The sequence below is a fragment of the Pseudomonas sp. E45-MNA-CIBAN-0222 genome (assembly GCF_040310405.1).
Taxonomy (GTDB): Bacteria; Pseudomonadota; Gammaproteobacteria; order Pseudomonadales; family Pseudomonadaceae; genus Stutzerimonas; species Stutzerimonas stutzeri_AC.
In genome coordinates, this window is the sequence record NZ_JBEOPU010000002.1 from 214,847 (window position 1) to 241,679 (window position 26,833).

19 protein-coding genes are annotated in these 26,833 nt (G+C 65.4%); 9 read left to right on the top strand and 10 right to left on the bottom strand.

The window, feature by feature from the left end:
• The first annotated feature begins 6 nt into the window (after nucleotides 1–6).
• Together AAEZ08_RS04040 and AAEZ08_RS04045 are read left to right on the top strand one after the other, a co-directional pair.
• Nucleotides 7–711, top strand: a complete 705-nt coding sequence (locus tag AAEZ08_RS04040; RefSeq protein ID WP_500123754.1) for a ComFC family protein — start codon at nucleotides 7–9, stop codon at nucleotides 709–711.
• A gap of 71 nt (nucleotides 712–782) precedes the next feature.
• Nucleotides 783–1,757, top strand: coding sequence for a serine/threonine protein kinase (locus AAEZ08_RS04045; RefSeq protein WP_500123755.1), 975 nt, complete (start codon nucleotides 783–785; stop codon nucleotides 1,755–1,757).
• 127 nt (nucleotides 1,758–1,884) lie between these two features.
• Here AAEZ08_RS04045 and AAEZ08_RS04050 read toward each other — a convergent pair whose 3' ends face one another.
• A complete protein-coding gene (locus AAEZ08_RS04050) occupies nucleotides 1,885–2,724 on the bottom strand; it encodes a 23S rRNA (adenine(2030)-N(6))-methyltransferase RlmJ (RefSeq protein WP_500123756.1) in 840 nt (279 codons plus the stop codon).
• A gap of 135 nt (nucleotides 2,725–2,859) precedes the next feature.
• Here AAEZ08_RS04050 and AAEZ08_RS04055 point away from each other — a divergent pair, with 135 nt between their 5' ends.
• Nucleotides 2,860–3,903 carry an NAD(P)H-dependent flavin oxidoreductase gene (locus AAEZ08_RS04055; RefSeq protein ID WP_228208085.1) on the top strand — a complete coding sequence of 348 codons (1,044 nt, stop codon included), beginning with the start codon at nucleotides 2,860–2,862 and terminating at the stop codon, nucleotides 3,901–3,903.
• Between the two features lie 82 nt (nucleotides 3,904–3,985).
• A complete protein-coding gene (locus AAEZ08_RS04060; RefSeq protein ID WP_500123757.1) occupies nucleotides 3,986–4,519 on the top strand; it encodes a sterol desaturase family protein in 534 nt (177 codons plus the stop codon).
• On the opposite strand, the gene AAEZ08_RS04065 is transcribed toward AAEZ08_RS04060, so the two are convergent.
• Genes AAEZ08_RS04065 through fni form a run of 5 tightly spaced genes read right to left on the bottom strand, consistent with a single transcriptional unit; the run spans nucleotide 4,479 to nucleotide 10,409 of the window.
• On the bottom strand, nucleotides 4,479–5,405 hold the full coding sequence (locus AAEZ08_RS04065) for a phytoene/squalene synthase family protein (RefSeq protein WP_500123758.1): 927 nt from the start codon (nucleotides 5,403–5,405) through the stop codon (nucleotides 4,479–4,481). The genes AAEZ08_RS04060 and AAEZ08_RS04065 overlap by 41 nt on opposite strands.
• On the bottom strand, nucleotides 5,402–6,907 hold the full coding sequence (locus AAEZ08_RS04070; RefSeq protein WP_500123759.1) for a phytoene desaturase: 1,506 nt from the start codon (nucleotides 6,905–6,907) through the stop codon (nucleotides 5,402–5,404). Before AAEZ08_RS04070 ends, AAEZ08_RS04065 begins: the two co-directional genes overlap by 4 nt.
• Entirely contained in the window at nucleotides 6,904–8,073 is a 1,170-nt protein-coding gene (gene crtY / locus AAEZ08_RS04075; protein ID WP_500123760.1) for a lycopene beta-cyclase CrtY, read from the bottom strand. The genes AAEZ08_RS04070 and crtY overlap by 4 nt, the downstream gene beginning before the upstream one ends.
• The gene (locus AAEZ08_RS04080; protein ID WP_500123761.1) at nucleotides 8,063–9,349 is read right to left on the bottom strand and encodes a glycosyltransferase; all 1,287 of its coding nucleotides are present in this window, start codon (nucleotides 9,347–9,349) and stop codon (nucleotides 8,063–8,065) included. The genes crtY and AAEZ08_RS04080 overlap by 11 nt, the downstream gene beginning before the upstream one ends.
• A 19-nt stretch (nucleotides 9,350–9,368) precedes the next feature.
• Nucleotides 9,369–10,409, bottom strand: coding sequence for a type 2 isopentenyl-diphosphate Delta-isomerase (fni, locus tag AAEZ08_RS04085; RefSeq protein WP_500123762.1), 1,041 nt, complete (start codon nucleotides 10,407–10,409; stop codon nucleotides 9,369–9,371).
• Between the two features lie 158 nt (nucleotides 10,410–10,567).
• On the opposite strand from fni, the gene AAEZ08_RS04090 reads away from it, so the two are divergent.
• From AAEZ08_RS04090 to selO, 5 genes are all read left to right on the top strand, one after another.
• On the top strand, nucleotides 10,568–11,458 hold the full coding sequence (locus AAEZ08_RS04090) for a polyprenyl synthetase family protein (RefSeq protein ID WP_500123763.1): 891 nt from the start codon (nucleotides 10,568–10,570) through the stop codon (nucleotides 11,456–11,458).
• A 102-nt stretch (nucleotides 11,459–11,560) separates the two neighbouring features.
• Nucleotides 11,561–13,363, top strand: a complete 1,803-nt coding sequence (locus AAEZ08_RS04095; RefSeq protein WP_003282617.1) for an acyl-CoA dehydrogenase — start codon at nucleotides 11,561–11,563, stop codon at nucleotides 13,361–13,363.
• Between the two features lie 135 nt (nucleotides 13,364–13,498).
• Nucleotides 13,499–15,244 carry a potassium/proton antiporter gene (locus AAEZ08_RS04100; RefSeq protein ID WP_500123764.1) on the top strand — a complete coding sequence of 582 codons (1,746 nt, stop codon included), beginning with the start codon at nucleotides 13,499–13,501 and terminating at the stop codon, nucleotides 15,242–15,244.
• 184 nt (nucleotides 15,245–15,428) lie between these two features.
• Nucleotides 15,429–18,719, top strand: a complete 3,291-nt coding sequence (gene mscK, locus AAEZ08_RS04105) for a mechanosensitive channel MscK (protein ID WP_500123765.1) — start codon at nucleotides 15,429–15,431, stop codon at nucleotides 18,717–18,719.
• Nucleotides 18,720–18,809: 90 nt separating this feature from the next.
• A complete protein-coding gene (gene selO / locus AAEZ08_RS04110) occupies nucleotides 18,810–20,270 on the top strand; it encodes a protein adenylyltransferase SelO (RefSeq protein WP_500123766.1) in 1,461 nt (486 codons plus the stop codon).
• Between the two features lie 379 nt (nucleotides 20,271–20,649).
• On the opposite strand, the gene AAEZ08_RS04115 is transcribed toward selO, so the two are convergent.
• Genes AAEZ08_RS04115 through AAEZ08_RS04130 form a run of 4 tightly spaced genes read right to left on the bottom strand, consistent with a single transcriptional unit; the run spans nucleotide 20,650 to nucleotide 26,783 of the window.
• The gene (locus AAEZ08_RS04115) at nucleotides 20,650–21,840 is read right to left on the bottom strand and encodes a hybrid sensor histidine kinase/response regulator (RefSeq protein WP_500123767.1); all 1,191 of its coding nucleotides are present in this window, start codon (nucleotides 21,838–21,840) and stop codon (nucleotides 20,650–20,652) included.
• Nucleotides 21,841–21,842: 2 nt separating this feature from the next.
• A complete protein-coding gene (locus tag AAEZ08_RS04120; protein ID WP_179485527.1) occupies nucleotides 21,843–22,445 on the bottom strand; it encodes a chemotaxis protein CheB in 603 nt (200 codons plus the stop codon).
• On the bottom strand, nucleotides 22,442–23,260 hold the full coding sequence (locus AAEZ08_RS04125; RefSeq protein ID WP_500123768.1) for a CheR family methyltransferase: 819 nt from the start codon (nucleotides 23,258–23,260) through the stop codon (nucleotides 22,442–22,444). The genes AAEZ08_RS04120 and AAEZ08_RS04125 overlap by 4 nt, the downstream gene beginning before the upstream one ends.
• 1 nt (nucleotide 23,261) lies before the next feature.
• Nucleotides 23,262–26,783, bottom strand: coding sequence for a response regulator (locus tag AAEZ08_RS04130; RefSeq protein WP_500123769.1), 3,522 nt, complete (start codon nucleotides 26,781–26,783; stop codon nucleotides 23,262–23,264).
• Nucleotides 26,784–26,833 lie beyond the last annotated feature (50 nt).

Genomic DNA, 26,833 nt, shown 5'->3' on the forward strand with positions numbered 1-26,833 from the left:
GGAATCATGGTTTACAATTGGTCAATTAATAAACAGCAATGTTTATTGTGCGATGAGCCTTGCGAAGGCCATCCACTGTGTATCCCGTGCGAAGCGGAACTGCCCTGGCTCGATGGCCAGTGCGCAGTCTGCGCCGTGCCGCTGCCGACCCGCGGACTGATCTGCGGCGAGTGCCTGAAGCGGCCGCCGAGCTACGACCATGTCGAAGTGCCCTGGCGCTTCGCCTTTCCCGTCGACACGCTGATCACCCGCTTCAAGCACCAGGCGCGCTGGCCATTCGGCCGCCTGCTTGGCGAGCGAATGGCGCTGCATCTGCAACACGCCTTTACCGAGGGACTACCGCAGCCTGACCTTCTGGTCCCGGTACCACTGGCACGCCGACGCCTGCGCCAGCGCGGCTTCAATCAGGCGCAGATGCTGGCGCAGTGGCTGGCCGCCGCGCTGAAACTGCCGGTCGATGAGCACCTGCTCGAGCGGATCGTCGATACGCCACCGCAGCAGCAGCTGGACGCCGCCACCCGACGGCGCAATCTGCGCCAGGCGTTCCGCGTCGCACCCGCAGCCAACATCGAGGGCCGCCATCTGGCATTGGTCGACGACGTACTGACCACCGGCGCGACCGCCGAGGCGCTGGCGCAACTGCTCAAGCGTGCGGGTGCGGCTCGAGTGGACGTCTATTGCCTGGCGCGCACGCCCAAGCCGGGCAACTGATCGCGGCGGACGCGCGGTTGTTTAAAAGCCCCGGTGCAATACACTGATCGGCCTATTCCGCGGAGCCGGTCATGTCTCATCCCTTCGACACACTCACGCCGGACCTGGTCCTCGACGCTGTGGAAAGCATCGGTTATCTCAGCGATGCCCGCGTGCTGGCGCTCAACAGCTACGAGAACCGCGTCTATCAAGTGGGCATCGAAGACGAAACACCACTGATCGCCAAGTTCTACCGGCCCGGTCGCTGGAGCAACGAGGCGATTCTCGAGGAGCACCAGTTCAGCCTGGAACTGGCCGAACACGAGGTGCCTGTAGTGGCGCCGCTGGAGCGCAACGGCACGACGCTGTTCGAGCATGCGGGTTTCCGCTTCGCGCTCTTCCCACGCCGTGGCGGCCGCGCGCCGGAACCGGGCAATCTCGACCAGCTCTATCGCCTCGGCCAGCTGTTGGGGCGCATGCATGCGATAGGTGCAAACCGGCCGTTCGAGCATCGCGAAACTCTGGGCGTACAGAATTTCGGCCACGACTCGCTGAACAGCTTGCTGGACGGTGACTTCGTGCCCCGTAGCCTGCTGCCTGCCTACGAGTCGGTGGCGCGCGACCTGCTCAAACGGGTCGAAGACGTCTTCGCCAGCACCAACTTCACCCCGATCCGCCTGCATGGCGATTGCCACCCGGGCAACATCCTCGCCCGCGACGACGCCTTTCATCTGGTCGATCTCGACGACTGCCGCATGGGCCCGTCGGTCCAGGATCTGTGGATGATGCTGGCCGGCGAACGCCACGAGCGGCTCGGCCAGCTGGCCGAACTGGTGGACGGCTACAACGAATTCCATGATTTTGCCCCCCGCGAGCTGCCGCTGATCGAGGCGTTGCGCGCCCTGCGGCTGATGCACTACAGCGCCTGGCTCGCCCGCCGCTGGGACGATCCGGCCTTCCCGATGAGCTTTCCCTGGTTTGGCAGCGAGCGTTACTGGGGCGACCAGGTGCTGATCCTGCGCGAACAGATATCGGCGCTGCAGGAAGAGCCGCTCAGGCTGTTTTAGTATCGGGCAGGGTGGTGGGCTGAAGCCCACCCTACGGGTTCGGCCGCATGGCTGTGAGGCGCCCGACGTCGTAGGGTGGGCTTTAGCCCACCGAGCGGACCAAACCCTACCCAGGCAAACGCCCTCTTCAGGCCTCCTCGATCAGCCAGTCCAGGCGCCAGCTGCCTTGGCTCTGCGCCAGCTGCTCGGCCAGCCATGGCAACAGCTCGCGCAGCTCTTCCTCCAGCCCCCACGGCGGGTTCACGATAGCCAGGCCCGAACCGCTCAGGCGGCTGGCGTCGTCGGCGGGGTGGACGAACAGTTCGGCACGCAGCAACTTGGGCGCACCGCTGCGCGCCAGATCCTGATAGAAACGCTTGAGTTGACGTTCGTCCTTGATCGGATACCAGATCACGCCGATGGTCTGGCGCATGCGGCCGAGCGCTTCCTTAATTGCCGTCACGCAGCGGCTTAGCTCATCGGCCTGCTCGAACGGCGGATCGATCAACAACACCACGCGCTTTTCCTGCGTCGGCATCAGCGCCCGCGGCACATGCCAGCCCTCGCCGCGGTGCACGGCCACGCGGCGGTCGCCGGCCATGTTGTCCTTGAGCAGCGCGCCGTCCTCGGGATGCTTTTCGTTGAGCTGCAGACGATCCTGCTCGCGGGTCAGTTGCCGCGCCAGCTCCGGCGAGCCGGGGTAATAGCGCAGCGCGCCGTCCGGGTTGAGCTGGCGGATCACGTCGAGATAGTCATCAAGCAGCGCAGGGTGCGTCTCGGCCTGCCAGATGCGGGCGATGCCCTGCAGCCACTCGCCAGTACGACTGGCCTGGTCGCCGGCCAGGTCGTACAGGCCAACGCCGGCATGGCTGTCGAGGTAGGCGTACGGCGCCTCCTTGCGCGCGAGCAGGGCGAAGATTCGGCTCAGAACCAGGTGTTTGAGCACGTCGGCGTGGTTGCCGGCATGGAAGGCGTGGCGGTAGTTCATCTGATCCTCCTCGAGAGCCGCGCAGTTTACCCGTCCGCCTTGCGCAGCGCAGGTCCCGCATGACCGGCGTCGTTTTCCCCGACCACCGACACGGGCTACAGTGGCGCCCCACGACGACTGAACGGAGCTGACCTCATGGACCTGCGCGATCTCTTCGGCATCGAGCACCCGATCATCCAGGCGCCCATGGCCGGTGCGCAGAATCACCTGCTGGCCGCAGCGGTGTGCGAGGCCGGCGGGCTGGGTTCGATCCCGGCCGGCATGCTCAATGCCGAGGCGCTGGACGCCGAGCTGACCGCCATCGAGGCGCTGACCGACCGGCCCTACAACGTCAACTTCTTCTGCCACCAGACGCCGGCTGCCGACCCGACGGCCTTCGACGCCTGGCACCGGATGCTCGCACCCATGTTCGCCGAGTTCGCCATCGACCCGGCGAGCATTCCCACCGGCGCCACCCGCCAACCGTTCGATGCCGCAATGGCCGAGGTGCTGGAGCGGCACAAGCCGGCGCTGGTCAGCTTCCACTTCGGCCTGCCGGCGCCCGATCTGCTGCAACGCGCCCGCGCCACCGGGGCGAAGATCGCCTCCAGCGCGACTACGGTCGCCGAAGGCCTCTGGCTGCAGCAGCACGACGTCGACCTGGTGATTGCCCAGGGCCTGGAAGCCGGCGGCCACCGCGGCATCTTTCTCAGCGAGGACCTGACCACCCAACTCGGCACCTTTGCCCTGCTGCCGCAACTGGTCGCCGCGCTAAACGTGCCGGTGGTCGCCGCGGGCGGCATCGCCGATGCCGGGGGCGTGGCTGCAGCGCAGACGCTCGGCGCGGCTGGTGTGCAACTGGGCACGGCCTACCTGCTGTGCCCGGAGAGCCGCACCAATGCGCTGCATCGCGCCGCGCTGAAGAGCCCGCACGCAGCGCATACCGCGCTGACCACCCTGTTCAGCGGGCGCCCGGCGCGCGGCATCGTCAACCGCATCATGCGCGAGCTGGGTCCGCTGCCCGAAGGCGTGCCGCCCTTCCCGCTGGCCGGCAACGCCATCGGCGCGCTGCGTGCCCAGACCGAGAAGCAGGGCCTGGATCACTGCACGCCGCTGTGGGCCGGGCAGAACGTCAGCGGCTGCCGGGAGATCCCGGCCGGCCAGCTGACCCGTGAACTTGCGGCCGGATGGCGGGCCTGAGTCATTACGCAGTCCGTCGCGGCGAGCCCTGAGCCGCCGCGACGGGGCGTAGAATCGACCGCACGTCACACGGAATCCCGCCATGAGCCCACTGACCAATACGCTCGTCTTCCTGGCCACCCTGGCCGGCATGGAAGTCTTTGCCTGGTGGGCACACAAGTACGTGATGCACGGCTGGGGTTGGGGCTGGCACAAGTCGCACCACGAGCCACGCAGCGGCTGGTTCGAAAAGAACGACCTGTATGCGGTGGTGTTCGCTGGCGTGGCGATCCTGCTGATTGCCTTTGGCACGGCCGGCTACCACCCGCTGGAATGGATCGGCGCTGGCATGACGGCCTACGGCTTTCTCTACTTCGTCGCCCATGACGGGCTGGTCCATCATCGCTGGCCGCTGCGCTATGTGCCGCGCAACGGTTATCTCAAGCGGCTGTATCAGGCGCACCGTATGCACCATGCCGTAGAGGGCAAGGAGCGCTGCGTGTCCTTCGGTTTTCTTTATGCACCGCCGCTGCCGGTGCTCAAGCGCCAATTGCGCGAGTTGCACGATGGGCCGCTGCGCAAGGCGAGCGTTAGCGCTAGCGAGGACGCCTCCAGAGACCGTCAGGACGTGGCCTGACCTGCATCCGCCGCGAGGCCAGCGCCAACACGCCACCCCCCAGCAGGAACTGCAGCTTCTGCGCCTTGCTCGTCGACACCCGCGCATCCCAGGCCGCTGCGCCGCGCGCTTTCACCTCGACGCCAATTTGCCGATAGACGCCATGTGCCGTGCCGATCGACCAGGCCGAGCGCAGCGGCAGATCGCGCAGGCCCTGCGACGCCGAGCGATAGTAGGGCTCGGCCAGATCCACCAGCCGCGCCGCCAGCGTCGCCAACGCGGCACGATGCCCAGGCAGTGCGATTTCATCTTCGGGAATGCCCACTTCAGCCAGCCACTCGGCCGGCAGGTAGACGCGGCCGATCTGCGCATCCTCGACGATATCGCGGGCAATGTTGGTGAGCTGAAAGGCCAAGCCCAGATCACAGGCGCGATCCAGCGTCGGCTCCGCTTCGGCGCCCATCACCCGCGCCATCATCAGGCCGACCACGCCGGCAACCCGGTAGCAATACAGCAGGGTGTCGTCGAGGGTCTGGTAGCGGTAGCCCTGCACATCCATGCGAAAACCCGCCAGATGTTCCAGCGGATGGGCCTTGGGAATCCGATGACGCTTGATCACCTGCTGGAAGGCGGCGAACGCCGGATCGGCCATCGGCTCGCCGGCATAGGCGCGCTCGGTGAGATCGACCAGCTCGGCCAGCCGCGCCTCACCGCTGTTGCGATCGCCCTCCACCTGGCCGTGCCCCAGCGTCTGGCCGTCGATCACATCGTCGCAATGACGGCACCAGGCGTAGAGCATCACCGCACTCTGGCGGGTGCGCTCGTCGAACAGCTTCGCCGCGGCGGCGAAGCTCTTGGAGCCGACATTGATCGCCTGGGTCGACTGATCGATTACCCGGTCGTTCATCCGGCCTGCTCCTTCAATAGGAAGTCCTCCAGCATCAGCCCGGCAGTAGCCTTGGCCGAGCCCACGACGCCCGGAACTCCCGCGCCAGGGTGGGTGCCGGCGCCAACGATATAGAGGTTGGGAATCACGTCGTCGCGGTTGTGCGGGCGGAGCCAGGCGCTCTGGGTAAGGATCGGCTCCAGCGAAAACGCCGAGCCCAGATGCGCGTTGAGCTCGTCGCGGAAATCGTGCGGTGTGAAGATCCGATGCGTGACCAGATCGCCGCGCAGACCGGGAATATAGTGCCGCTCCAGGTACTCGAAGATGCGGTCGCGGTATTTCGGCCCCTCCTCTGCCCAATCGATATCCGCCGTGCCCAGGTGCGGCACCGGCGCCAGCACGTAGTGGCTGGCACAGCCTTCCGGCGCCAGCGAGGGATCGGTGACGCAGGGCGCGTGCAGGTAGAGGGAAAAGTCGTCGGCCAGCGTCTCGCGCTTGAAGATTTCGTCGATCAGCTCGCGATAGCGCGGGCCGAAACATACCGTGTGGTGCTGCAGGTGCTCGTGGCGGCGCTTGAGCCCGAAATGAATGACGAACAGCGACATAGAGAAACGCTTGCCGGAGAGCCGTTTGGCCTCGTCGCGACCACGCTGTTCGTGGCCGAGCAGCCGCTTGTAGGTGTTGACCACATCGGCGTTGGAGGCCACCGCATCGGTGTCGAAGCGTCGACCGTCACCCGTGATCACCGCCTTCGCCCGCCCTTCGGCCAGCTCGATGCACGCCACCTCGGCGTTCAGCTCCAGCTTGCCGCCGAGGTCTTCGAACAGCTTGACCATGCCCTGCACCAGCGCACCGGTGCCGCCGCGCGGAAACCACACACCGCCCTGGCGCTCCAGCGCATGGATCAGCGCATAGATCGACGAGGTCTCGAAGGGGTTGCCGCCGACCAACAGGGAGTGAAAGGAAAGCGCCTGCCGCAGCCGGTCGTTCTCCACGAACTTGGCCACCATGCTGTACACGTTGCGCCAGGCCTGCAGCTTGGCGAGCTGCGGGGCGACACCGATCATGCTGCGAAACGACAGGAAGGGCACGGTGCCGAGCTTGACGTAGCCCTCCTCGTACACCGCCCGCGAATAGGCGAGAAAGCGCTGATAACCGGCGACGTCACGGGGGTTGAGCGCATGGATCTGCCGATCCAGCTGGGCCTGGTCGTTGACGTAATCGAAGCTGTAGCCGTCCTCCCAGCACAGCCGGTAGAAGGGGCTGACCGGCAGCAGCTCGACGTAGTCGGCCATGCGCTTGCCGGCGCCGCTGAAGAGTTCTTCCAGCGCTGGCGGATCGGTGATCACCGTCGGGCCGGCATCAAAGGTGAAGCCCTGGTCGTGATAGACGTAGGCGCGGCCACCCGGCTTGTCGCGCTTCTCCAACAGGGTGGTCTGGATGCCGGCACGCTGCAGACGGATGGCCAGCGCCAGCCCGCCGAAGCCGGCGCCGATTACCACCGCTCGTTTAGCTTGGTTCATCGGTAATCCTTGCGATGCAGATCATGGGCGGCGAGCGCGCGCAGCGCTTCGCCGAGCGGAACAGGAGGCTTGCCCGAGACGATGCGCAAGCGGTCGCGGGTGGTCAGATTGGCCGCGTAGAAACGCTGGATCAGCGGTTCGCGCAGGCGATAGAAACGCTGCATCACCGCCCAGCGGCGATCCGCCGGACCGGCCATGAACAGCATGCGATTGAGCAGTCGGAAGAAACCGCGCTGGCGCCACTGCGCCAACGAGTAATCGCGGATCGCCTCGAACAGGCTGACGGCATCCCAGCGATCCAGCGCGATCAGGTGGTCGGCCAGACGCACCGCGTCGGGCAGCGAGTAGCCGGTGGTGGGATGGAACAACGCCGCGGACAGCCCCGTCTGCGGCACGCCACGCGCCTCGCCCCAGAAGGCGGCGATGTCGCCGGACAGCACGATGGGCAGCACGCCCTGCTCCTCGCGCAGCACCCCGCGGATCGCCCAGCCGCGGCCCTCGGCGTAGCGCTCGATATTGGCGCGCAGTGTCTCCGGCGCTACCGCGTCGCCGTCGGCGTAGTAGGTGTCTTCGATCAGCAGGCTGTCGATGCTGAGCGGCAGCACATAGACGAAGCGATAGCCGTCGTGCTGCGGGACGCTCGCGTCCATGATGATCGGCTCCTGCAAGCCGTGCGGCTGCTGCAGGCGCAGTTCCTGGCCGAGAAACTTCTGAAAGCCGAGGGCCAGCTGATCGGTCCGGCGCACGCCGCGTCCATCGATCACGGCGCCGGCCTGCAGGACGTCCCCCGAGCCCAGACGCACCCTGTGTGGCTCCACGCTGGCAACGGTGGTGCGCAAACGCACGCCATCGCTCAGTTCGGGCATCAGGTACTGGTGAAAGCGCTCCGAGAAGATACTCGCGTAACCGCTGCCCAGCCGGCGCTGCAGGTCGGGAAAGATCACTTCATAACCGGGCCAGCGCTTGCCCACTATGGGCTCCAGCCAACGCTGCTGAGCCGGCGTCAGATCATGCTGGTGAAACGACCAGGTGTGATTGCCGCCCAGGGTGTCGCCCTGCTCGACGATCAGCAGGCGCAGATCGGGTCGCTGCTGACGCAGGCGCAGGGCCAAAAGGCCGTTGGCCAGCCCACCGCCAACCAGGATCAGGTCCGCATCAAGCGCCACGTGCCACCTCCAGCCGTTGCCCATCTGTCCCGAGCGCCGCCTCGATCAGGTCGGCGGCACGCACCACACCGCCAGCCTGACGTGCTTCCGCCCCGAGCTGTGCCGCGCGCCGGCGAAACGCTGGATCGCTCAGCAGCTGCTCCAGCGCACGACTGATCCGCGTCGGGCTCGCCAGTTGCGGCTGCAAACGCAGGCCGACGCCGGCATGTTCGATACGCGCGGCGACACCCGGCTGATCGAAGGCGATCGGCAGCGCCAGCATCGGCACGGCGGCCTCCAGCGCATCGAGCGCGGTATTCAGCCCGGCATGGGTGATCACCGCCGAGGCCCTGGCCAATGCCGCGCGCTGGGGCGCGAAGTCGGTGACCCAATGCGCGTCCTCCTCGCGCAGCCGCGCCGCTTGCGCGGCATTCAGCCCGCCGCAATGGGCAATCAACAGCTGTACGCCGAGCGGCTTGCAGGCGCGGGCGATATTGCGCAGCAAGGTATAGCGATGTCCCTGCAGGGTGCCCAGCGAGGCGAAGACAAACGGCCGCGCCGGGTCGATCGGCAGGTTCAGCTCGGCTTCGTTTTCCAACGGACGCCGCAACGGCCCGACAGCATGAAAATTCGCCGGGAGCTGGCGGCGCGGAAAGTCGAAGCCGGGCACCGTCTGGCTGATCTGCAGCAGCGGCGACAGGCATTCGCTCAGGGTCGAGCGGGGCGTCAGGCCGAACGTCTGGCAATAGTGCTGAATCACGTTGGCATGGGGCCGCATCAGGCGGTCGTAGACACGGCTGCTGTGCAGGTTGAGCTGCTCGCCCCAGTCGGTTGTCCGGTAGCGCCAGGGCATCACCGGCAAGGGCACCAGCGGCTCGCGGTTGAACGGCAAGGCACAGGCGATGGATACGAACGGCAGATCGAGATGTTCGGCCACCAGCGCCCCGGCCGGCTCCATCTGGTCGGCCAGTACGGCGTCGACCTTCAGCGAACGCAGCACGCCCGGCGCCTCGCGACAGAACAGTGCGGTACTCGTCGCCATGTCGGCAATGACCCGGCGGATGCCGAACGGCCCCGGTTGCGCGGCGCGGCGGACCACCGCAGCCAATGTGCCCGGCGGATGGGATTCGGCGCCGATGGCGACGAATCCGGCGTCGGGCAGCGCCAGCAGCGCAGCCACATCGGCCTGCTGAATAAACGTCACCCGATGGCCGCGCTGGATCAGTTGCCAGGCGACCGCTTCGAAGGCGCGCAGGTGGCTGAGAAAGGGCGGCGCAATTGCCGCGAAATGAGTCATCTGGCGGCTCCGCCCGGCATCAGGCAGTGGGCACTTGCAGCAATCGAGCCTGCCGCAGCTCGGCCAGGCCAGCCGAGCCTGTACAGAAGCAGGCAATGCGCAGCTGCTCGATCAGCACTTCGAAGTGCTGAACCACCGCCTCACTGCTGAGCATCGCGGCCTGTAGTACGCCCGCTGCCTGGCCGACCAGGTCGGCGCCCAGGCAGATCGCCTTGGCTGCTTCCACACCGTCGCGAATGCCACCGGAAGCGATCAGCGGCGTATCCGGGCAGGCCTTGCGCACCACCTGCAGCGCCTGTGCGGTGGGGATGCCCCACTCGGCGAAGGCCTGGGCGATCGCGCGCTGGCTGACATCAGTGGCGCGCTCGGCTTCCACCGCGGCCCAGCTGGTTCCACCAGAACCCGCGACATCGATGGCGGCGACGCCGGCGTCGACCAGCTGCCGCGCCACCATCGCGGATATGCCGGCACCGACTTCCTTGATCACCACAGGCGCGGCCAGGCGGCTGGCAAGCGCTTCGATCGCCCGCAGCACGCCTCGCCAATCACGGTCGCCACCCGGCTGCACCGCTTCCTGCAGCGGGTTCAGGTGCACGATCAGCGCATCGCCATCGATCATCTCGACCGCCCGCCGCGCCTCGTCCACACCGTAGCCGCGTACCAGCTGGGCGGCTCCGAAATTGGCCAGCAAGAGGATGTCCGGCGCGAGCTGGCGCAACTGGCCCGTCAGGCCCTGATCGCCCGCAGTTTCGAGCGCAACCCGTTGCGACCCCACCGCCATCGCGATACCCAGGTGCTGCGCAGCTTCCGCCAGGTGCGCGTTGATCGCGGCCGAGCGCGCGGCGCCGCCGGTCATCGAGCTGATCAGCAGCGGTGCCCGCAGCTGGCGGCCGAACAGCCGGGTGTGCAGCTCGATCTGGTCCAGGTGCAACTCGGGCAGGGCGCAGTGCTCAAAGCGAAATGCACCGAAACCGGTACCCGTCGCACCGGCTGCCCGCGTCGGGTTCAGGACGATATCCAGATGATCGTTTTTGCGGCTGACCAACGATTGTTTGCTCATGGAAATCGGCTCCCGGGAAGACTTGTTTGGACGTGGCGCCCTGAAAAAAGTGCTATGCGATGGCAACGAGTTGTACAGGTTTTTGTCATAACGTCCAATCGTTGTACAACATTGCACAACCCTGGTGCTCGAACTGGGGCGCCAGCGAGGGCACCGCCATGCAAACGCAGAATTCCACCCTCCCGCTTCCGCAATGCGACAGCCTGCTGCGCCTGCGGCGGCAGGTCGACGAGCGCCTGGCCATGCGCCTGCCGCGACCCGAGTCGGAGCTGGACAAGGTCACCCTGGCGTTACGTGAAGGCACCCTCGCTCCCGGCAAACGAATCAGGCCGCTGTTGTTGCTGCTGGCGCTGGGAGATCTCGGCGTCGACCTCGATATCGGCCTGGACCCGGCATGTGCGCTGGAGATGATCCACGCCGCCTCGCTGTTTCTCGACGACATGCCATGCATGGACAACGCCAGCCTGCGGCGCGGCCAGCCGACCATTCATCTGCGTTTCGGCGAGGATGTCGCCGTCCTCGCCTCAGTGGCCCTGCTCAGCCATGCCTATGGCATAACCGCCACCGCGCCCAGGCTCACCCCCAGGCAGCGCAACGACGCGGTGGCCACACTGGCGCGAGCGGTCGGTGCGCAGGGCCTGGTGCGTGGGCAATTTCGCGACCTGCATGGCGCACAAGAAGCACAGCAGCTCGATGCGGTGATTGCCACCAATCAGCTGAAAACCGGCTCGCTGTTCACCGCCGCATTGGAAGTTGCGGCCCTGCTTGCCGGCGCGGAGCGGACGCGGACACGCCATCTGCAAGGCTTTGCCAACGAGCTGGGGCTGGCGTTTCAGCTGCTCGACGATATCGCCGATGGCCTGACGCCAGAGCAGACCGGCAAGGATTGTCAGCAAGATGGCGCCAAGGCGACAGTGGTCTCACTGCTCGGTCAGCATGCCGCGCATCAGCAGCTGACAGCGCACCGAGAAGCGGCGCTGGCTCATCTCGACGCGGCCGGCCTGGGCGAGGGCGAACTGGCCGCGCTCATGCGCCAGCTGTTCGGCTGAATGGACCGACCCCGTGTTGACGCTTCATCAGTGCAATGGATGAAGCTAGGCAATGGAAAAGCGCGGTCCTTAGACTCAAGCCGATAAAAACGGAGGTTGACCATGACCGAGACCCTGCTCTGCCCGCGCAACCTGGCCTTCGAACTCTACGAGGTGCTGGACGCCGAGGCCCTGACCCGCCGCGAGCACTTCGCCGATCACAGCCGCGAAACCTTCGACGCCGCCATCGGTACCGCGCGCACCATCGCCGAAAAGTACTTCGCGCCGCACAACCGCAAGTCCGACGAGCACGAGCCGCAGTACGTCAACGGCGAAGCGGTGCTGATTCCCGAGGTCAAGCCGGCGGTGGACGCCTTTATCGAGGCGGGTTTCCACAATGCCCAGCGCAGCTTCGACGACGGCGGCATGCAGCTGCCGAACCTGCTGTCGCGGGCCTGCTTCGCGCATTTCCAGTCCGCCAACATCGCCACCAGCTCCTACCCGATGCTGAGCATGGGCGCCTCGCACCTGATCGAAGCTTTCGGCTCGGAGGAGCAGAAGCAGCGCTTCCTGCAGCCGATGCTCGAGGGGCGCTTCTTCGGCACCATGGCACTCACCGAGCCGCACGCCGGCTCCTCGCTGTCGGACATCCGCACGCGCGCCGAACCGGCCGGTGACGGCAGCTATCGCCTCAAGGGCAACAAGATCTTCATCTCCGGCGGCGACCACCCGCTGTCGGAAAACATCGTGCACATGGTGCTGGCCAAGCTGCCGGACGCACCGCCCGGGGTTAAGGGCATCAGCCTGTTCATCGTGCCGAAGTTCCTGATCAACGACGACGGCTCGCTGGGCGAACGCAACGACGTGCTGCTGGCCGGCCTGTTCCACAAGATGGGCTGGCGCGGCACCACCAGCACCGCGTTGAACTTCGGCGACAACGGCAACTGCGTCGGCTACCTGGTAGGCGAGCCGCACAAGGGCCTGGCCTATATGTTCCAGATGATGAACGAGGCGCGCATCGGTGTCGGCATGGGCGCGATCATGCTCGGCTACGCCGGCTACCTCTACTCGCTGAACTACGCCCGCGAGCGTCCGCAGGGCCGCCTGCCGGACGGCAAGGACCCGGCGTCGACCCAGGTGCCGATCATCGAGCACACCGACGTCAAGCGCATGCTGCTGACGCAGAAGGCCTACGTCGAGGGCGCCTTCGACCTCGGCCTGTATTCCGCGCGGCTGGTGGACGACGAGCACACTGCGGAAAGCGAGGAGGCGCGGCGCAGTGCGGCGGAATTGCTCGACCTGCTCACCCCCATCGTCAAGTCCTGGCCATCGGAGTTCTGCCTGAAGGCCAACGAACTGGCGATCCAGATCCTCGGCGGCCACGGCTACACCCGCGAGTACCCGGTGGAGCAGTACTACCGCGACAACCGCCTCAACCCGATCCATGAAGGTACTCACGGTATCCAGTCGCTGGACCTGCTCGGCCGCAAGCTGATGCAGAACAAGGGCGCCGGCCTGCGCCAGCTGCTCGGGCTGATCCAGGACTGCTGCCAGCGCGCCGCCGAATACGACTCGCTCGGTGCCTTGCGCCAGCCACTGGAACAGCACGTCGCCCGGCTGACCAGCGTGACCCAGGCGCTCCTGGGCGACCTGATGGCAGGGAAGGTCAACCAGGCGCTGGCCAACTCGGCGCTGTATCTGAAGGTGTTCGGCCACGCAGTGATCGGCTGGCGCTGGCTGGAACAGGCACTGCGTGCCGAGCGCGGGTTGGCCGAGGGCAATCCGGCAGATGCCGACTTCTACCGCGGCAAGCTGCAGGCCGCACGCTACTTCCTCAGCTGGGAAGTACCGGCTTGCGAGCACGAGCTGGCCATCCTCGAAACACGCGACGATACCTGCCTCTCCATGCAGGACGCCTGGTTCTAGCGTACGCCATACATGCTGTTACAGCGCCCCGCTCATGCGGGGCGTTTTTTTGACAGGCAGTCAAATCATCAGGTTAGAATCGCTGGCATATCCCGTGCATGGGCACGCGGCAGCTTTCTCTAGTGGAGACTTCATTTGGACGTCGGCAGCATCAACCACCTGTTCTTCATCGGTGCCTTGTTGGTGGCGGCGAGTATCCTGATGAGCTCGCTTTCGGCGCGACTCGGTGTGCCGATCCTGGTGATTTTTCTTGGCGTCGGCATGCTTGCCGGGGTCGATGGCGTCGGCGGTATCGTCTTCGAGGACTACCGCCTGGCCTTCATCATCAGCAACCTGGCGCTGGCGATAATCCTGCTCGATGGCGGCATGCGCACCCGCACCGCTACCTTCCGCGTCGCGCTGAAACCGGCATTCTCGCTAGCAACCCTGGGCGTGGCGATCACCTCCGGCTTCACCGGCCTGGCCGCCGCCTGGCTGTTCGACCTGCCGCTGCTGCAGGGCCTGCTGATCGGTGCGATCGTCGGCTCCACCGATGCCGCCGTGGTGTTCAATCTTCTCAACGGCAAGGGCCTGAACGAGCGGGTCGGTTCGACGCTGGAAATCGAATCGGGCAGCAACGACCCGATGGCGATGTTCCTGACCGTCGCACTGATCGAGATGCTGCTCGCCGGCCAGTCCACCTTTGGCTGGGATTTCCTGCTCAGCCTGCTGCAGCAGTTCGGCATCGGCACCGTGCTCGGCCTGCTCGGCGGCTGGCTGCTGCTGCAGCTGATCAACCGTCTGTCGGTGGCCGACGGCCTCTATCCGCTGCTGGCGGTGGCCGGCGGCCTGATGATCTTCGCCCTGTCCGGCGCCATTGGCGGCAGCGGCATCCTGGCGATCTATGTCTGCGGCCTGCTGCTGGGCAACCGGCCGATCCGCAACCGCCACGGCATCCTGCACATGTTCGATGGCCTGGCCTGGCTCAGCCAGATCGGCATGTTCCTGGTGCTCGGTCTGCTGCTCACGCCCAGCGAGCTGCTGCCCATCGCCCTGCCGGCACTGGCGCTGTCGCTATGGATGATCCTCTTCGCCCGGCCGCTGGCGGTGTTCGTCAGCCTGCTGCCGTTTCGCAGCTTCCACCTGCGCGAACGCCTGTTCATTTCCTGGATCGGTCTGCGCGGCGCGGTGCCGGTGATCCTCGCGGTGTTCCCGCTGATGGCCGGGCTGGAAAATGCCCAGCTGTTCTTCAACGTGGCGTTCTTCATCGTGCTGGTGTCGTTGCTGCTGCAGGGCTCGACGCTGGCCTGGGCGGCAAAGAAGGCCAAGGTGGAAGTCCCGCCATCGCCGATGCCGGTCTCGCGCATTGGCCTGCAGGTGCACACCACCAGCCAGTGGGAGATATTCGTCTACCGCCTGAGTGCCAGCAAATGGTGCGTCGGCGCCGCCCTGCGCGAGTTGAAGATGCCCCCGGGCACGCGCATTGCTGCGCTGTTCCGCGGAAAGGAGCTGCTGCACCCGTCGGGCAGTACCCGCCTGCAGGTGGATGACATCCTCTGCGTGATCGGCCATGACGAAGACTTGCCGGCCCTTGGCAAGCTGTTCAGCCAGGCGCCCACGCGCGGACAGGACCTGCGTTTCTTCGGCGACTTCATCCTCGAAGCCGACGCCCAGCTCAATGCCATCGCCGCGCTCTACGGGCTCAAACTCGGCGAGGTGGATGGCGAGCAGACCATCGGTGACTTCATGGCCGAGCAGGTTGGCGGCCGGCCGGTGGTCGGCGACCAGGTCGAATGGAACGGCCTGACCTGGACCGTGGCGGCGATGGACGCGGGCGAGGTGCGCAAGGTCGGCCTGAAGTTTCCGGACGGCGACAAGCCCGGCCCGCAGCTGATGTTCTAGCGTCTGGAGGCGGTCCGCCGATCGCCCCGTTTCGCCGGCTAGCGAACCGGCGCCGCGAATCACTGCATTGCTGCGAACCGCCCGGCCAACGAGCCCGTCCGTCGACCCGTTGCACGGTACTCGCGCTCGGCTGGCGCAGCCCGTAGACTTTCGCACTTTCGGTCACCCGCCTGCGTCTGCCTCCATGTCATTTCTGCGCACCCTGCTGCTTTCCACGCTCTGCCTGTTCGTTGCCCCGCTGCACGCCCAATCCCTCGACAGCCTGACCGGCACGCCGCCCGCCGCCGAAGGCGAAGCCAAGCCGGCGTTGTCGCTCGGCGAGCAGACCCAGCGTCTGCTCCAGCAAACCGAAACCAGCAACAAGCGCGCCGAGGAACTCAAGGCCCTGCTGGCTCAGGCCCCCAAGGAAATCGCCGAGGCCCAGCGCGAACTGGCCAAGCTCAAGGCCAGCCCCGACGAAGACCCCGCCAAGCGCTATGCCAGCCAGTCGGTAGAGGCGCTCGAACAGCGCCTGAGCGCGCGGGTCGAGGAGCTGTCCGAATGGCAGAAGCAGTTCAGCGCCGCCAACAGCATGATCATCAGCGCGCAGACCCGTCCGGAGCGCGCCCAGGCGCAGATCAGCACGGCGCAGACGCGCATCCAGGAAATCAACAATCTGCTCAAGAGCGGGCGCGAGTCAGGCAAGCCGCTGAGCGAAGAACGTCGGGCACTGCTGGACGCCGAGATCGTCTCGCTCACTGCACAGATCGACCTGCGCCGCCAAGAGCTGGCCGGCAACAGCCTGCTGCAGGACCTGGGCAAGGCACGCCGTGACCTGCTGGCCGAGCGCATTGCCCGCGCCGAGCAGGACACCCAGGCGCTGCAGGGCCTGATCAACGAGAAGCGCCGCGCCGAATCGGAACAGACCGTCGCCGAGTTCTCGGCACGGGTGCAGCAGGCCGGCTCGGACAAGCTGCTTGCCGCCGAGAGCGCCGAGAACCTCAAGCTGTCCGACTACCTGCTGCGCGCCACCGAGCGCCTCAACCGCCTCAACCAGCAGAACCTCAGGACCCGCCAGCAGCTCGACACCCTCAACCAGACCGATCAGGCACTGGAGGAGCAGATCGCCGTGCTCGAGGGCAGCCTGCTGCTATCGCGCATTCTCTACCAGCAGAAGCAGGCCTTGCCGAGCCTGCAACTGGACAAGAATCTCGCCGACGAGATCGCCGATATCCGCCTCTATCAGTTCGAACTCAACCAGCGCCGCGAGGCGGCCGGCAATGCCGCCGCCTATGTCGATCAGCTGCTGGCGCGGCAGAACGAAGAAGAAGTAACGCCGGAGCTGCGGCGCACCCTGCTGGAGCTGGCCACCACCCGTAGCGAGTTGCTCGACCGTCTCAATCGCGAGCTGGATGCGCTGCTCAACGCCTCGATCACCCTGCAGCTGAACCAGAAGCAGCTGCAGGACACCGCGCGCGCGCTCAGCGATACCCTCGACGAGCAGATGTTCTGGATTCCCAGCAACAAGCCGCTGGATCTCAGCTGGCTGCAGGGCGCCCCCCAGCGCCTCAAGGCCCAGCTGGCGTCGATGCCCTGGCTGTCGGCGCTGCAGGAACTGGGCGCCGGTCTCAAGGAGCGGCCGCTGTTCTTCCTGCCGCTGCTGCTGCTGATCGCCGCCCTGCTCTGGTGGCGCAACAAGATCGACGCCAAGCTCAGCTCGCTGAGCGAGCAGATCGGCCACTTCCGCAACGACAGCCAGCTGCATACACCGCTGGCGCTATTGCTCAACCTCTTGCTGGCCTTGCCTGGCGCATTGTTCCTCGCCCTCTGCGGCTATCTGCTGCAGATGGATGCGCGCGGACAGAACTACGTGCTCGGTGCCGCCCTGTTCGAAATGGCCCAGGCCTGGCTGGTGTTCTACAGCGCCTACCGCATGCTCTCGCCGGGGCGTGTCGCCGAGCTGCACTTCGGCTGGTCACGGCCGCAGGTGGCCTTCCTGCGCGACGAGATCCGCCGCCTCGGCCTGATCGTCATGGCCCTGGTGGCGGTGGTCAGCGTCGCCGAGCACCAGCCGGCGCGGTTGGCCGACGACGTGCTCGGCATCCTCGTGGTGCTGACCTGCTTCGCCCTGATGAGCTGGCGTCTCAACCGCCTGCTGCTCAAAGGCCCATCGAGCCAGAATGCGCCACCAGTGAGACTGATGATCGGCCTGCTGTTCAGCGTGCTACCGATCGCGCTGATCGTCGCGGTGGGCTTCGGCTACTACTACACCGCGCTGAAGCTGACCGACCGGCTGATCGACACCCTTTACCTGCTGATGATCTGGATCGTCGTCGAGGCCGCGCTGATCCGCGGGCTGACGGTGGCGGCGCGGCGCCTGGCCTACAAGCGCGCACTGGCCAGACGGCAAGCCATGGCCGATGAGCAGAGCGATACGATCGAAGCCCAGGGCGAGCCTGGGCTGGACATCGAGCAGGTCAACCAGCAGTCCCTGCGCCTGACCCGCCTGACCATGTTCGGCGTGTTCCTGGTGGCGCTGTACTGGGTCTGGTCCGACCTGATCTCGGTGGTGTCCTATCTGGACAACATCACCCTCTACGAATACACCAGCGGCAGCGGCGACGCCCTCACCACCGCCGCGATCAGCCTGAACAACCTGCTCGGTGCGCTGCTGATCATCGCCATCACCGTGGCCCTGGCACGCAACCTGCCGGGCCTGCTTGAAGTCATGGTGCTGTCCAAGCTGCGCCTGGCCCAGGGCAGCGCCTATGCCACCACCACGCTGCTGTCCTATGCGCTGGCCGGCTTCGGCATCGTCGCCACACTGTCCACCCTCGGGGTCAGCTGGGACAAGCTGCAATGGCTGGTGGCGGCGCTCTCGGTCGGCCTGGGTTTCGGCCTGCAGGAGATCTTCGCCAACTTCATTTCCGGTCTGATCATCCTCTTCGAGCGCCCGGTGCGCATCGGCGACGTGGTCACCATCGGCAACCTGTCCGGCACGGTCAGCCGGATTCGCATCCGTGCCACCACCATCACCGACTTCGACCGCAAGGACATCATCGTCCCGAACAAGACCTTCATCACCGGCCAGCTGATCAACTGGTCGCTGAGCGACACCGTCACCCGCGTGACGCTGAAGGTCGGCGTCGCCTATGGCTCGGACCTGGAGGCGGTACGCAAGCTGCTGCTGCAAGCCGCCCGGGACAACCCCCGTGTACTCAAGGAGCCGGAACCGCAGGTGCTGTTCCTCAACTTCGGCGAAAGCACCCTGGACCACGAGCTGCGCATCCATGTGCGAGACCTCGGCGACCGCAACCCGGCCACCGACGAGATCAACCGCTTCATCGACCGCGAGTTCAACAAGGCAGGCATTAACATCGCCTTCCGTCAGGTTGACGTGTTCCTGAAGAACTTCGCCGGCCAACAACTGCAGCTCAGTGCCGCGCCCAAGCCCGGCGACGACGAGCAGAAGCCGGCGACCGACGATCGCGGCTGAGGAACGTCCAGGCGCGCCTCGCTCTCAAACGTCATGAACGCCCGGCACCGGCCGGGCCCATTCTCGCTCGCATGCCGCGCCGGAGGCGTTTTGAAAACCCTGACCCAACTGACCTTCGACAACCGCTTCGCCCGTCTCGGCGACATCTTTTCCACCGAGGTGTCGCCGCAGCCACTGAGCGATCCGCGCCTGGTGGTTGCCAGCGAAGCGGCGATGGCGCTGTTGGATCTGGACCCCACAGAAGCCGAGCAGCCGCTGTTCGCCGAACTGTTCTCCGGGCACAAGATCTGGTCCACCGCCGAGCCGCGCGCGATGGTCTATTCCGGCCACCAGTTCGGCAGTTACAACCCGCAGCTCGGCGACGGCCGAGGCCTGCTGCTCGGCGAGGTGGTGAACGAGGCCGGCGAGTACTGGGACCTGCACCTCAAGGGCGCCGGCAAGACGCCCTATTCGCGCATGGGCGATGGTCGCGCGGTGCTGCGCTCGTCGATCCGCGAATTCCTTGCCAGCGAACATCTGCATGCGCTGGGCATTCCCAGCTCCCGTGCGCTGTGCGTCACCAGCTCGGACACGCTGGTCTATCGCGAGCGCCCGGAGCGCGGCGCCATGCTGCTGCGCCTGGCGCCCAGCCATGTGCGCTTCGGCCACTTCGAGTTCTTCTACTACACCCGCCAGCACGCCGAACTGAAGCAGCTGCTCGAACACGTCATCGCGGCACACTTCAGCGAGCTGCTGGAACACCCCGAGCCGTTCCACATGTTCTTCCGCACGGTGCTCGAACGCACCGCCGCGCTGATTGCCCGCTGGCAGGCCTATGGCTTCTGCCACGGCGTGATGAACACCGACAACATGTCGATCCTTGGCATAACCTTCGATTTCGGCCCCTACGCCTTTCTCGACGACTTCGACGCGCGCTTCATCTGCAACCATTCCGACGACACCGGTCGCTATTCCTTCGAGAATCAGGTGCCCATCGCCCATTGGAACCTGGCGGCGCTGGCCCAGGCATTGACGCCTTTCGTCGACGTGAAAGTCCTGCGCGAAACCATGGAGCTGTTCCTGCCGCTGTACGAAGCCGAATGGTTGGACCTGATGCGCCGGCGCCTGGGTTTCGCCCAGGCCCAAGCGGATGACGAGACACTGGTCCGCCGTCTGCTGCAACTGATGCAGGCCAGCGCCGTCGATTACACCAGCTTCTTCCGCGAACTCAGCGAGGGCCTTGCCGAACAGGCCACACAGAGCCTGCGCGAGGACTTCGTCGATCTGCAGGGCTTCGATGCCTGGGCCGCGGATTATTGCGCGCGAACTGCGCGCGAGGGTGCCGACGCAACCGAACGCCAGGTTCGGATGCAGGCGGTCAATCCGAAATACATCCTGCGCAACTACCTCGCGCAACAGGTCATCGAGGCAGCGGAAAAAGGCGACTACGCCCCGGTACGCGAGCTTCACGCGGTGCTCAGCCGCCCGTTCGAGCATCAGCCGGGCATGCAGCGTTACGCCGAGCGCCCGCCCCAATGGGGCAAGCACTTGGAAATCAGCTGTTCGTCCTGACAACTAGAACGAAAGATCAAAAGCTCGCGCCGGGGGCGGCCCTCCCACAGAAGCAATCAGCCACGCCGCACCGCTCTCGTGGGAGTCGCGCCCCCGCGACGAATGCAGGCAGCAGGCCCGCCAGAAGATCAAAAGCTCAAGCCGGGGGCGGCCCTCCCACAACGGCAACCAGCCAAGCCGACCCGCTCCCGTGGGAGGCGCGCCCTCGCGGCGAATACAGGCCGCAGGCCTGCCAGAAGATCAAAAGCTCGCGCCGAGGGCGGCCCTCCCACAGAAGCAACCAGCCACGCCGAACCGCTCTCGTGGGAGGCGCGCCCTCGCGGCGAATGCAGGCCCACAGGTCTGCGCAAAGCAACAAAATATGATCGAGAGGGTGAGACTACTCGCCCAGCGGCAGCACGACGCGGAACAGCGAGCCCTGGCCTTCCTCGCTCTGCACCTGAATGCGGCCGTTGTGCGCACGGACGATCTGGTCGGCGATGAACAGACCCAGTCCCAGACCGGCGCTGCTTTCGCTGCCTTCGGCACGTTCGAACTGGCAGAAGATGCGCTCCAGACTCTGCGGGCTGATGCCGATGCCGTGGTCGCGCACCTCGATGCAGGCGCCGTCTGCACACGACACGACACTGACGTGCACCGGCTTGCCAGCCCCGTAGCGCATGGCATTGGTCAGCAGGTTGGCCAGCACCTGTTCGATACGGAAGGCGTCCCACACGCCGATGATCGGCTCGTTTCGCTCCAGCCGCAGCTCGCAGCCGCAGGCTTCCATCTGCGCCGCGAAACTTTCCACGACGTTACCGACCAACTGCGCGAGGTCGGTGCGGCTCGGGCGGATCGATAACTTGCCGGTACGGATGCGCGAGACATCGAGCATGTCGTCGATCAGGCGGATCAGGCTCTGAATCTGCCGCTCGTCCTTGTCCACCATGTTGCGCAGGCGCTCTTCGCTGAAGGCCTCGAGATTGTTGCGACCGAGCTGCAGCTTGCGCAGCTGCACCTCGAGAATCAGGGTGTTGAGCGGTGTCTTCAGCTCGTGGGAGACGATCGACATGAAGTCATCGCGCATGCGCACCGCCCCCTCCAGCTCGGCCTGGGTGCTGCGCAGTTCGTCGAGCAGCACTTCCTGCTCGCGGCGGCTCCGCTCCAGCGCCTCCAGTTGGCGCGCCAGGCGCTTGCGCCCGCGATAAAGATCGACGAACACACTGACCTTGCTGCGCACCGCGTGGGCATCCAACGGCTTCTGCATGAAATCCACCGCGCCGCTCTCGTAACCCTTGAAGGCATAGTTGAGCTCACGGCCGGCGGCGCTGACGAAGACGATGGGGATCTGCTTGGTGCGCTCGGTGCCGCGCATCAGCTCGGCCAACTGGAAGCCGTCCATGCCCGGCATCTGCACGTCGAGGATTGCCAGCGCGAACTCGTGCCGCAGCAACAGCTCCAGCGCCTGCTCGGCCGATTCGGCCTGATGAACCCGTATGCCGGGCGCCTGCAACAGCGCGTCCAGAGCCAGCAGGTTCTCCGGCAGGTCATCGACGATCAGTAGATTTACCTCGTCGGTACGGTCGGGCATGGTCACTCCAGTTCTCGCAACAATCGGTGAATGTCGCGTAGGGGCAAGATGTAATCCGGCGCGAAGCGTCGCAGAGCGGCGCGAGGCATGGTCGGTACGGCCGCTTCGGCGGGGTCCTGAATCACGGTCAACCCGCCGCCGCGGTGAATCGCCTCGAGGCCGGCGGCGCCATCCTCGTTGGCGCCGGTCAGCAGGAAACCCGCAACCTGCGGTCCCCAGGCATCAGCCGCCGATTCGAACAGCACGTCGATCGACGGACGGGAAAAATGCACCGCATCGTCCTGGCTCAGGGACAGGCTGCGGTCGCTCTCGACCAGCAGGTGGTAGCCGGGTGCGGCAAAGTACAGCATTCCGCAGCGTAACTGGTCCTTGTCGTCGGCTTCCTTGACCAGTAGCCGGGTTCTACGTCCGAAAATCTCGGCCAGATGCGTCGGGCCATTGGCCGGCACGTGCTGGACCACCAGGATCGGCAAGCGGAAACCGCTCGGCAGCCCTTCGAGCACCATCCCGAGAGCCTCGAGCCCACCAGCGGAGGCGCCGATCACCACGGCCTCGATCGGCGGCTGGCGACGGGCGAGCAGGATCGCCTGCGCGGAGCTGCTCATGATTTGCGGAAGATCCTTTCCGATTTGTTGAACGGCTCGTAGCAACCGGCGTAGCCGGAGAACTCCACCGTCTCCTTGCTCCCCAGGCCGAGAAACCCGCGGTGGCAGAGCGATTCGTGGAACAGACCGAAGGCGCGGTCCTGCAGCGGCTTGTTGAAATAGATCAGCACGTTGCGGCAGGAGATCAAATGCGTTTCGGAAAATACGCTATCGGTGGCCAGGCTATGGTCGGCAAACGTAACCGTTTCTTTCAGCGACTTGTCCATGATCGCCGAGTCGTACGCGGCGGTGTAATAGTCGGAAAAGCTCTGCGTGCCACCGGCCTGCTGATAGTTCGCCGTGTACTGGCGCAGGTGGTCGATGGCGAAGATGCCCTGGCGCGCCTGTTCCAGCGACCGCGGGTTGATGTCGGTGGCGTAGATGATCGTCCGCTCCAGCAGCCCCTCCTCCTTGAGCAGGATGGCCATCGAGTAGACCTCCTCGCCGGTGCTGCAGCCGGCGACCCAGATCTTCAGCGACGGATAGGTGCGCAGCACCGGCACCACGTGCTCGCGCAGCGACCGGTAGTAGCTCGGGTCGCGGAACATCTCGCTGACCGGGATGGTGAGGTACTGCAGCAGGTCCATGAAGGCGTGCGGGTCGTAGAGGATCTTGCGCTGCAGTTCCGAGATGCTGCCGCAGTCGAGCTGCTTGAGCGCCAGCAGCACCCGGCGCTTGAGCGAGGCGCTGGAGTAGTCGCGGAAGTCGTAGCTGTACTTGAGGTAGATGGCCTCGATCAGCAGCTTGAGTTCGATCTCGACGTTACGGTCGGGCATGTCACAGCAGCTCCACTTTCGGCAGCCAGACGCGGATCAGCGAGAACAATCGGTCGAGGTCGATGGGCTTGGCCAGGTAATCGTTGGCGCCGGCACGCAGACAGCGATCCTGATCGTCCTTCATCGCCTTGGCGGTCACCGCGATGATCGGCAGCTTGGCGAAGCGGGCATCCTTGCGGATTTCCTGCATGGCGGTGAAGCCATCCATCTCCGGCATCATGATGTCCATCAGCACCAGGTCGATGCCGGCATCGTGCTGCAGCTTGTCGATGGCCTCCAGACCGTTGCGGGCGATTTCCACCAGCGCGCCCTTCTGTTCCAGCGCGCTGGTCAGGGCGAAGACGTTGCGCACGTCGTCGTCCACCACCAGGATCGTGCGGCCCTCGAAGGCCTTCTCGCGGCTGCGCGCGCTTTTCAGCATCTTCTGCCGCTCGGGCGGCATGTCCGACTCGACCTTGTGCAGGAACAGGGTGACCTCGTCGAGCAGGCGCTCCGGCGAGCGCGCCCCCTTGATGATGATCGAGCGCGAGTATTTGAGCAGCGCCGCTTCCTCGTCGCGGGTCAGGTTGCGCCCGGTGTAGACGATCACCGGCGGGAAGGAGCAGATATCCTCCTTGGCCATGCGTTCGAGCAGTTCGCTGCCATCCATGTCCGGCAGTTTGAGGTCGATGATCATGCAGTCGAACACGGTGCTGCGCAGCAGTTCGAGGGCCTGCTCGCCGAACTCGACGGCGGTGATCTCGATGTCCACGTCCTCGATCAGCCGCGACATGCTCTCGCGCTGCAGGGCGTCGTCCTCGACCAGCAGGATGCGCTTGACCTTCTGCGCCAGCTTGGCTTCCAGGCGACCGAACACGTCCTTCAGTTCCTCGCGGGTGGTGGGTTTCATCGCGTAGCCCACCGCGCCCATCTGCAGCGCGGCTTCCTTGCGATCCTCCACCGAGACCACGTGCACCGGAATATGGCGGGTCGCCGAGTTTTCCTTGAGGCGCTCGAGCACGGTCAGGCCGGAATGGTCCGGCAGGCGCATGTCGAGCAGGATGGCATCGGGCTTGTACTGCACCGCGGTGTCGAAACCATCGTCGGCGTTCTGCGACAGCAGGCAGCTGTACTGCAATTCATGCGCGAGATCGTGAAGGATGCGCGCAAACTGCGGTTCATCTTCGATCACCAGTACGCAGCGTTCCTTGAACGGGTACTTGTCGCGGTCGTCGGCCAGGCGCGCCTGCGGCGCAGCGGCAGCGCGATTCAGCAACTCACGCTCGTCCTGAAGCGCCGGCGCTTTGCTCGCAGCGGGTACCGGCTTTTGACGTGGCTCCGGCTGACGGCTCGGCTCCTGCACCACCGGCTCCGCGACGAACGCTTCGCTATAGTTCTGTGGCACGACCAGAGTAAAGGTACTGCCGGCCCCCGGCGTGCTCTGCACTTCGATCTCTCCGCCGAGCAAATTGGCCAGCTCGCGGGAGATCGACAGCCCCAGGCCAGTGCCGCCGTAACGACGATTGGTGGTGCCGTCGGCCTGGCGGAACGCCTCGAAGATCGCTGCCTGCTGCTCCTGTGCGATGCCGATGCCGGTGTCACGCACGGCGAAGGCCAGCAGGTCGTCGTCACGCGGTTCGACGCGCAGGGTCACCGAGCCTTTCTCGGTGAATTTGAAGGCATTGGCCAGCAGATTCTTGAGGATCTGCTCCAGCCGCTGGCGATCGGTGAACAGGCTGGCCGGCAGGTCATCCGCCAATTCCACGCTGAACTGCAGGGATTTCTCCATGGCCAGCGGCAGGAACAGATTCTTCATGCCGTCGACCAGGCGGGAAAGGATGGTCAGCTCGGGATGCACTTCGAGCTTGCCGGCTTCCACCTTGGAGATGTCGAGGATGTCGTTGATCAGCGTGAGCAGATCGTTACCCGCCGAATAGATGGAACGGGCGAACTGCACCTGATCGTCGCTGAGATTGCCATCAGGGTTGTCGGCCAGCAGCTTGGCCAGGATCAGCGAGCTGTTCAGCGGCGTGCGCAGCTCGTGGGACATGTTGGCGAGGAATTCGGACTTGTAGCGGCTGGCGCGCTGCAATTCGTCGGCGCGCTGTTCGAGCATCAGCTGCACTTCGTTCAGGCGCTGATTCTTGTCGTCCATCTGATCGCGCTGGCGGGCCAGTTCCTCGGCCTGCTCGGCGAGCTGCTCGTTGGTCTGCTCCAGCTCGGCCTGCTGCTCTTCCATGTGCGCCTGGGATTCGCGCAGGGCATTGGACTGTTCTTCCAACTCCTCGTTGGCGGCGCGCAGCTCTTCCTGCTGCACCTGCAGCTCCTCGTTGAGCTGCTGGGTCTCGGCCAGCACCCTCTGCAGCCGCTGGCGGTAACGCGCGGCCTCGATGGCCGAAGCAATGCTGGGAGCGATGCGCCGCAGCAGTTCGCTGTCCTGCTCACGCAAGGGCCGCAGGAAACCCAGCTCGATCACGCCGTTGAGCATGCCGCTGTCTTCCAGCGGTACGATCAGCACCGAGCGCGGCGTCGTATCGCCCAGCGCCGAGGTGACCTTCAGGTAGTCCGCAGGCAGGTCTTCGAGCGCCATCACCCGCCGCTCCAGCGCGGCCTGGCCGACCAAACCGTTGCCGATGTCCAGCGTGCGCGCACTCTGCAGGTATTCGGGGTCGTAGGCATATTCGGCGACGCGTTGCAGCTTGCCATCCTGCACCACGTAGAGCGCGCCGACCGCCGCATCGATGTAGCGCGAAAGAAAATTCAGCACACCCTGACCCAGGGCTGGCAGGGCCAGTTCGCCGATGATCGACTCGCTGAGCTGGGTCTGCCCGGTGCGGTACCAGGCCTGCTGCTCAAGCGCCTCGGAATGGGACTGCTGGCGCTGCAACGACTGCGAGTAGCTTTCCGACAGCGAGGTCAGGTCGCGGCGGCCGAGATAGACCAGAATACCGCTGAAGATCAGGCTGAACAGCAGGAAGCCGCCGATCAGCGCCGTGGTCATCGATTCGGAGTTGCTGATGCGCTCAGCACGGCGTTGCCGCTCGGCTGCGATGTACTCATTGAGCAGGTCACGGCGCTGATCGGTCAGATCCAAGCCTCGGCGAGTACGCACGTAGTCGACTATCGGCTCTCCAGCCGTGCGCCGAGTGATGCCTTCCTCGGCAAAGGTCAGCCAGAGACGGTGAGCGGCCTCGATCTTCTGGAGGCGCGCCATCTGCAACGGGTCGTCGCGCGAGTATTCTTTGAGCTCGTCCAGCTCTTGCTGCACGCGCTCCAGACCCTGACGGTAGGGGTCGAGAAAAACCTCCTCGCCGGCGATCAGGTAGCCGCGCATACCGGTTTCCAGATCGGCGACCAGCCGCAGTGCCTCGTGGGCATGGGCGACGCCCTTGACCGACTGATCAACCCAATGACTGACACTCAACAGGTAATAGACGATAGCGCTGAAGAAAAAGGCGCTGAGGAACCCGAACCCTAGTGGCACGGCCACGTTGCGGTTCAGTATCCGCCTGAAATTGCTCTGATCGATGAAGGACTCGCTCATTGGTTTCCTTTCCGAATAACCGACGCGACGGCAACGCGCATGACATCGCT

Excerpts from the sequence above, each read along its gene's own strand:
- AAEZ08_RS04125 (WP_500123768.1), bottom strand. The coding sequence starts at position 23,260 with ATGCCCGACCGTAACGTCGAGATCGAACTCAAGCTGCTGATCGAGGCC.
- AAEZ08_RS04095 (WP_003282617.1), top strand. The coding sequence starts at position 11,561 with ATGACCGAGACCCTGCTCTGCCCGCGCAACCTGGCCTTCGAACTCTAC.
- AAEZ08_RS04045 (WP_500123755.1), top strand. The coding sequence starts at position 783 with ATGTCTCATCCCTTCGACACACTCACGCCGGACCTGGTCCTCGACGCT.
- AAEZ08_RS04050 (WP_500123756.1), bottom strand. The coding sequence starts at position 2,724 with ATGAACTACCGCCACGCCTTCCATGCCGGCAACCACGCCGACGTGCTC.
- fni (WP_500123762.1), bottom strand. The coding sequence starts at position 10,409 with ATGAGCAAACAATCGTTGGTCAGCCGCAAAAACGATCATCTGGATATC.
- AAEZ08_RS04130 (WP_500123769.1), bottom strand. The coding sequence starts at position 26,783 with ATGAGCGAGTCCTTCATCGATCAGAGCAATTTCAGGCGGATACTGAAC.
- AAEZ08_RS04090 (WP_500123763.1), top strand. The coding sequence starts at position 10,568 with ATGCAAACGCAGAATTCCACCCTCCCGCTTCCGCAATGCGACAGCCTG.
- AAEZ08_RS04040 (WP_500123754.1), top strand. The coding sequence starts at position 7 with ATGGTTTACAATTGGTCAATTAATAAACAGCAATGTTTATTGTGCGAT.
- AAEZ08_RS04060 (WP_500123757.1), top strand. The coding sequence starts at position 3,986 with ATGAGCCCACTGACCAATACGCTCGTCTTCCTGGCCACCCTGGCCGGC.
- AAEZ08_RS04115 (WP_500123767.1), bottom strand. The coding sequence starts at position 21,840 with ATGCCCGACCGTACCGACGAGGTAAATCTACTGATCGTCGATGACCTG.
- mscK (WP_500123765.1), top strand. The coding sequence starts at position 15,429 with ATGTCATTTCTGCGCACCCTGCTGCTTTCCACGCTCTGCCTGTTCGTT.
- AAEZ08_RS04065 (WP_500123758.1), bottom strand. The coding sequence starts at position 5,405 with ATGAACGACCGGGTAATCGATCAGTCGACCCAGGCGATCAATGTCGGC.
- AAEZ08_RS04070 (WP_500123759.1), bottom strand. The coding sequence starts at position 6,907 with ATGAACCAAGCTAAACGAGCGGTGGTAATCGGCGCCGGCTTCGGCGGG.
- AAEZ08_RS04080 (WP_500123761.1), bottom strand. The coding sequence starts at position 9,349 with ATGACTCATTTCGCGGCAATTGCGCCGCCCTTTCTCAGCCACCTGCGC.
- AAEZ08_RS04055 (WP_228208085.1), top strand. The coding sequence starts at position 2,860 with ATGGACCTGCGCGATCTCTTCGGCATCGAGCACCCGATCATCCAGGCG.
- AAEZ08_RS04120 (WP_179485527.1), bottom strand. The coding sequence starts at position 22,445 with ATGAGCAGCTCCGCGCAGGCGATCCTGCTCGCCCGTCGCCAGCCGCCG.